6 protein-coding genes are annotated in these 7,040 nt (G+C 33.9%); 2 read left to right on the top strand and 4 right to left on the bottom strand.

The features are described 5' to 3' along the window. Nucleotides 1-91: 91 nt before the first annotated feature. Nucleotides 92-295, bottom strand: coding sequence for a hypothetical protein (locus B0A66_RS04555; protein ID WP_089048661.1), 204 nt, complete (start codon nucleotides 293-295; stop codon nucleotides 92-94). Nucleotides 296-471: 176 nt separating this feature from the next. On the opposite strand from B0A66_RS04555, the gene B0A66_RS04550 reads away from it, so the two are divergent. Together B0A66_RS04550 and B0A66_RS04545 are read left to right on the top strand one after the other, a co-directional pair. Next, the gene (locus B0A66_RS04550; protein WP_089048660.1) at nucleotides 472-828 is read left to right on the top strand and encodes a roadblock/LC7 domain-containing protein; all 357 of its coding nucleotides are present in this window, start codon (nucleotides 472-474) and stop codon (nucleotides 826-828) included. A 35-nt stretch (nucleotides 829-863) separates the two neighbouring features. Further along, a complete protein-coding gene (locus tag B0A66_RS04545; RefSeq protein WP_089048659.1) occupies nucleotides 864-1,244 on the top strand; it encodes a hypothetical protein in 381 nt (126 codons plus the stop codon). A gap of 167 nt (nucleotides 1,245-1,411) precedes the next feature. Here B0A66_RS04545 and B0A66_RS04540 read toward each other — a convergent pair whose 3' ends face one another. The 3 genes from B0A66_RS04540 to B0A66_RS04530 form a co-directional block, all read right to left on the bottom strand. After that, the gene (locus tag B0A66_RS04540; protein WP_089048658.1) at nucleotides 1,412-1,792 is read right to left on the bottom strand and encodes a TraR/DksA family transcriptional regulator; all 381 of its coding nucleotides are present in this window, start codon (nucleotides 1,790-1,792) and stop codon (nucleotides 1,412-1,414) included. Between the two features lie 6 nt (nucleotides 1,793-1,798). Then, nucleotides 1,799-5,200 (bottom strand): isoleucine--tRNA ligase, encoded by a 3,402-nt coding sequence (ileS, locus tag B0A66_RS04535; protein ID WP_089048657.1) that lies wholly within the window; start codon nucleotides 5,198-5,200, stop codon nucleotides 1,799-1,801. 207 nt (nucleotides 5,201-5,407) lie between these two features. Beyond that, complete coding sequence (locus B0A66_RS04530) at nucleotides 5,408-7,003, bottom strand: hypothetical protein (RefSeq protein WP_123868204.1); 1,596 nt, start codon at nucleotides 7,001-7,003, stop codon at nucleotides 5,408-5,410. Nucleotides 7,004-7,040: the final 37 nt, after the last annotated feature.

Raw genomic sequence — 7,040 nt, 5'->3', positions numbered from 1 at the left:
ACTTTTTGGGGCATGTTCAACGCTATTAAGGGCATTTTTATTGTTTTACATTGTATTCACATTACTTCATTCTAAGCAAAAGAAATAAAACTTATTTTTTTTCAATTGCTTTAAGGTCATTTTTTGGACTATCTGCAAAAAAATCTGATATCGACTTTAGCAAGCCTTTACTATCTTTTTTTACACCGGAATCTTTCGCAATCTGCGTTTTTAAGTTCGCTCTAATCTTTTCGAATTCCTTCATTCTTTTTTCAACATCAGAGTTAACATCCTTGATTTTCAACACTTTAGCCATAATGTAAGTTTTTTACAGTAAAAAATAAAATTATTTAACGATTTGGAGCTACAATGATACATAATTTAATTTATATTTGTTAGGAAAATTAACACTAGTTTCAACAAAATAAACACATTAGCTGAAATATAGTAGTAATAGTGCCTATTTTTAACAACTCCTCAAACGCCACAAAAATGAATGAAATTAACTCTACCCTAAATGATTTTTTGCTGAACACAAAATCTTCCGCGGCTTTAGTATTAAATGAAAAAGGAAAATTAATCACTTCCTTGCATCTCGACTATGGAGACAGTGTTGCTGCCATGACTGCTGCGATTTTATCTATGAGCGATAAATTTCTTGCCGACATTGGAAAAGGCACCCTAAAGCAATTATTTCTAAAAACCTCAGAAGGGGTTGTTATTGGAAACAAAATAAATGCGTCTAACTTTGTGGTTGCTTTCACAAGAGACGGCAGTAATCTTGGCTTGTTAATGCGTACAACAGATGAACTTGCAGCAGAATTAAGTAAAAATTCCATATTAAAATAAAATACCCACCTAATTAATCACAAATCTATCTAATTATGAGTAACGACTTTTTAAACGTGTTTTTGAATGAAATCAAAACAAACGTAAACGGCTTTATTGCTGTTGCTGTAATCGAAATCCAATCAGGATTGAGCTATGGGAATGTAACAGTAGTCCCGTCGTTTGACCCGGAACTTGCTGCTGCTTACAACTTAGAGGTTGTAAAAGCAAAAATTAATGCTGTAAATGCTTTGAATTTAAATCAGGACATCGAAGACATTTTGATTACCCTAACAAATCAAATTCACATTATTGACATTTCACCTAACAAAAAATTCATGATCTATCTTGCGGCTGATTCCAGCAAAGCGAATTTAGGGATGACGAGAGCGGTATTGAGAAAACACAAAGCAGAATTGGAAAAAAGTCTATCGTAAACCATGTTTAAGTTAATCAGAACTGCACTTATGCAGGACGGTTCTAATTAATTTTTACCACAACAAACATTAGATCTTTTAGTACAATCTAAAAAATATTCTCAAAAGCCATCTCAGGTCTTTATCAAAACAAAAAAAAACGCTCCAAATGGAGCGTTTTTAATATGTTATCGTTGAAGATTTTTAGCTTCGATACTCATAGTAGCGTGAGGTACAATTTTAAGCCTTTCTTTGCCAATTAATTTACCTGTTACTTTACAAATACCGTACGTTTTATTTTCTACACGGAATAATGCATTTTTCAGATCGCGAATAAACTTTTCCTGTCTGATAGCTAACTGTGAGTTTGCTTCTTTTGACATTGTTTCGCTTCCTTCTTCAAAAGCTTTGAATGTTGGCGATGTATCATCAGTTCCATTATTCAAATCATTCATATAAGCACTTTTTATTAAATCCAGATCGGCTTGTGCTTTTTGTATTTTTATTTGGATTATTTCTTTAAACTCTGCTAAATCAGCATCAGAGTATCTTGTAATTTCATCTATCATGTTAAACTATTTTGAAATTAATATCATCGTTTTAATATCATCAAATTCAATTTCTGTGCCATTGTCTAAATGGTCCACAAAAACCAAATCATCTGTTAATGTTTCAGACTTAATGTAGTCTTCGTTTTTAAGAATGGCTTCTTCTAAAAGACCATTTCTTTTTAATTGCACTTTAATCTTATCCGTAACCTCAAAACCGGAATCTTTACGGATGTTTTGAATTCTGTTTACTAACTCTCTGGCGATACCTTCACTTTTTAATTCGTCTGTTATGGTGATGTCAAGCGCAACTGTAATTCCGTTTGAATTTGCAACCAACCAGCCTTCGATGTCCTGAGATGTTATTTCGACGTCTTCTAATGATAAAGTTACGCTATTTCCAGCAATAACAATACTTAAGCTTCCTTCCTTATCTAATTTGTTAATCTGCTCAGACGAAAAACTTTGTATCTCCTTAGAAATCAACCCCATATCTTTACCGAATCGTGGTCCTAAAGTTTTAAAATTAGGTTTAATCTGTTTTACTAAAATACCTGAAGCATCGTCTAAAAGGGTAATTTCCTTAACGTTTACCTCTGCTTTAACAAGCTCGGAAATAGCTTCGATTTCAGCACGCTGATTATCGTCAAGTACCGGAATCATTACCTTTTGCAAAGGCTGACGCACTTTTATCATCTCTTTTTTACGTAGTGATAAAACCAAAGATGAGATCGTCTGCGCTTTCTGCATTTTGCTTTCCAACGTTTTATTAACAAAGTTTTCGACAAATTTTGGAAACTCAGCCAAGTGAACACTGGCAAATTTCTCAGATTCTGTAGAAATCGTTAAATCTCTATATAATTTATCCATGAAAAAAGGAGCGATAGGAGCGCTTAATTTACTTATTGTCAACAAGCAAGTATAAAGCGTTTGATACGCTGCTATTTTATCATGAGCATATTCACCTTTCCAGAAACGACGACGACATAAACGAACATACCAGTTACTAAGATTTTCCTGAACGAAATCAGAAATTGCTCTTGCTGCTTTTGTAGGCTCATAATCTTCATAACATTCGTCAACAAATTTTATTAATGAATGTAATTCAGATATAATCCACTGATCAATTTCAGGTCTTTCGTTTAACGGAATTTCTGCTTCTTCATACTTAAATCCATCTATATTGGCATATAACGAAAAGAATGAATAAGTGTTGTATAAAGTTCCGAAGAATTTTCTGCGAACCTCAGCAATTCCTTCAATATCAAACTTAAGGTTATCCCAAGGGTTTGCATTTGAAATCATGTACCAACGGGTAGCATCAGGACCATATTCCTTAATAGTTTCAAAAGGATCTGTTGCATTTCCTAAACGTTTCGACATTTTTTGCCCGTTTTTATCCAAAACTAAACCATTCGAAACTACATTTTTATAAGCTACTTTATCAAAAACTAATGTTCCGATAGCATGTAACGTATAAAACCATCCACGAGTCTGATCGACACCTTCTGCAATGAAATTCGCAGGAAAGTCTTTATTCTCGTCGATTTTATCTTTATTCTCAAAAGGGTAATGCCATTGTGCATAAGGCATCGCTCCAGAATCGAACCAAACATCAATTAAGTCGCTTTCACGCTTCATTGGCTGTCCGGAAGCCGAAACTAAAATAATTTCATCGACTACATTTTTATGCAAATCGATTAGATCGTAATTAGCCTCTGACATGTTTCCAATTTCAAAACCTTTAAACGGATTTTCTTTTTGAAAACCTGCTTCGATAGATTTCTCAATCGCATTGTACAATTCTTCAACAGAACCAATCAGAACTTCTTCTTTTTTGTCTTCAGTTCTCCAAATTGGCAATGGAATTCCCCAATATCTAGAACGAGATAAATTCCAGTCGTTGGCATTTTTCAACCAATTTCCAAAACGTCCTTCACCAGTAGATTTAGGCTTCCAGTTGATAGTTTCGTTCAGGTCGAACATTCTATCTTTTACATCGGTTACTTTTATGAACCAGGAATCTAGTGGATAATATAATAACGGTTCATCAGTTCTCCAGCTGTGTGGATAACTATGTACGTATTTTTCAACCTTAAAGGCTTTATTTTCTTCTTTTAAACGAATTGCGATCTCAACATCTACAGAACGTTCTGGAGCTTGTCCCGCATCATAATATTCGTTTTTAACATATTTACCGGCAAGTTCACCTAAATGCGAAGTAAATCTTCCTTGTAAATCAACTAAAGGAACTGCTGTTCCATTTTCGTCCAAAACTAACATTGGCGGAACTTCAGGTTTAGCTTCTTTAGCAGCCTTAGCATCCTCTGCACCAAATGTTGGAGCGGTATGTACAATTCCAGTTCCGTCTTCTGTAGTAACAAAATCGCCAGCAATTACTCTAAATGCATTTTCAGCATTTTGATACGGCAATACATAAGGTAATAATTGTTCGTAACGAATATCAACTAAATCAATCCCTTTTGCTTCAGCTAGAATTCTGAATGGAAGTTGTTTGTCTCCATTTTTTACTTTTTCAAAATCTGCATCGTCTTCACTTGCAAAAAATCCTTTTCCGAATTGTTTTCCAACTAAATTTTTAGCCAAAACTACATTTACAGGTTCAAAAGTATATTGATTGAATGTTTTTACTAAAACATAATCTATTTTAGGACCAACTGTTAAAGCGGTATTTGATGGTAATGTCCATGGTGTTGTTGTCCAGGCTATGAAATGAACATCTCCAAAACCTTGCAAAAATGAAGGCAATGTTTCCGGAAGTGTTTTAAACTGTGCTACAATTGTAGTATCTGTAACATCACGATAAGCACCCGGCTGATTTACTTCATGAGAAGACAATCCTGTTCCGGCTTTTGGAGAATAAGGCTGAATTGTGTATCCTTTGTACAACAAACCTTTATCATAGATTTGTTTCAAAAGCCACCAAACAGACTCCATATATTTTGGTTTATAAGTCACATACGGATCTTCCATATCAACCCAATATCCCATTTTTTCAGTCAGGTCATTCCATACGTCAGTATAACGCATTACGGTTTTTTTACACGCTTCGTTATATTCTTCTATAGAAATCGTTTTACCAATATCTTCTTTTGTAATTCCAAGTTCTTTTTCGGTACCTAATTCTACAGGTAAACCGTGCGTATCCCATCCGGCTTTTCTTTTTACCTGAAAACCTTTTTGAGTTTTATAACGACAAAAAATATCTTTAATGGCACGCGCCATAACGTGATGAATTCCCGGCAATCCGTTTGCAGAAGGCGGACCTTCAAAAAATACGTAAGGCTCAGCACCTTCGCGAGTAGTTACACTCTTTTCAAATATATTTTCTTTCTTCCAAAAATCAAGAACTTCTGACGCTACTGTTGGCAAGTCAAGTCCTTTGTATTCAGTAAATTTTGTGCTCATTTTATCCTTTTCTTAAACGAGGTGCGAAAGTAAGGAATTTTGAGGGAAATAGAGAAAAGATGAACAAAAAAAGCGTCAAGACGGTAAATTTATAATAGATTATGCAAAAAAAGTCAGGCTTCATCAAATTTTCAGACCAAAACTTAACTTTGCGATAACTAAAAAACAACAGTCTGTGACTAGAGTTTTCTAAGTATTTCTATTTTATCATTTACACATATCCAGCGCTTCTACAAAAACGCGTAACGAATTTAAATCATTTCCAAATTCATTTTTATTGGCTCTTGCAGCTAATTTTGGACATGATCTGGCTAATTCTATAAACTTAGTTCTCGTATTCATTTGCCAGCCTACAGAACTCGTCGAAGCTCCATGTTGATCACCTTGTTTTTTTATAATAATTTCTCCGTTATAACATTCATACAAAGAAATAGTTTTTCCGTTTAAAACATCTCTCACGAACCTCGCTACAGGTTGTCCTCCTCCGGAAACCTGCGTTGCCGCTTTGAAAGAAACGGTACTGTAAAAATCGTATTCTCCAACAATTACATTGGAAACATCACTTGCATTGAATGTTTTAAAAGCAACATGAAGCCCATTTGAATCTGGAATGCTAACCTTTATTATTTGATCTAAATTTAATAGCTTACTTAATTTAGTGTAAGCAGAAATAGTATCATTCGTTTTTAGAACAAGTTTTACTAAACCATATTCTTTATCCTCTTTAAAAGAATGATTTGCTCCTACCGCTTTATCATCATTACTATTATCAACAATCCCATTTGTTCGGGGCTCAACATCGAGATGTGTGGTAGTAATTTTATTAATTGCAAAACGTTTTCGTAATGTTTCATTTCTGGCTTTCATTCCTTCACCATCTGACGCATCATATTTATTTGCTATTAATTTATTACACCAAATATCAGACTCATCAGGCATGTCTAAATAATAATAAATCGTTGCTAAATTATAGTAGGCACTGTAACGCAACTTTTTATCCTTTCTATCTTCAGCAGTAAATCTCGTGTCAATGGCTTTGAGATATTGAATCGTTTTGTCTAATTCTACCTTTACTGGTGTAATTTCCTGATTGTAACGCATTTTATTGAAGGCGGCACGAATATCAGTCAAAGCCTTTTTACTATTATCAAATTCAGGATGTTTTTTAGAATCTAAAATCCACAAAAAATCTGTAGTTTGCTGAATTACAAAACCATAACTACCACTCAGTTGTTCAGTTATATTGGAAGCTACCGACTCTAGAAAATCATTTCCAATCGTTTTTAGTACAGCGACCACAAATGCCTTACCTTCATCAGGATTATTACAATCTCTTTCCAGCGTATACTCACGATCTAAACTAAACAATCGGTTAAAAGAAGGATCACCAGCACAGTCCAATTTATAACTACCTCTTTCTTTACAGTTAACGATAGCTTTATACGTTATTATTGTCTGCTCGACACCATATACATCTTTTTCCTTCCTTACGATTCTTTTAATTTCGCTCGAAGCAATAGAGGGTTCATACAAAGAAACTGAAATAGAGAAATATCCGTTTTCAGGAACATTTTTAAAACCGTCTATTATTATATCATCTGAAATATAACCTTCTTCTATATTAAAAGTGGGAATACCATCTGCTTTAATTTTTACCGAAAAAGTTCTGTTTTGCTTCTCTAAAACCGGACTAAAAGGCAATCTGACATAAGACAAATTAAAATGATACGGATCTAAATCAACCGATTGGGAAAATACAATTTGAACTAAAAAAAGGAGAAAAAGAGTAGTTATTCTTTTCATATAAAAGGCGTTTTTGGCTAGCCAAATATATAACATT

The organism is Flavobacterium hercynium, assembly GCF_002217285.1.
In the GTDB taxonomy this organism is placed as follows: domain Bacteria; phylum Bacteroidota; class Bacteroidia; order Flavobacteriales; family Flavobacteriaceae; genus Flavobacterium; species Flavobacterium hercynium.
This window is presented reverse-complemented; position numbering and strand designations above follow the sequence as displayed.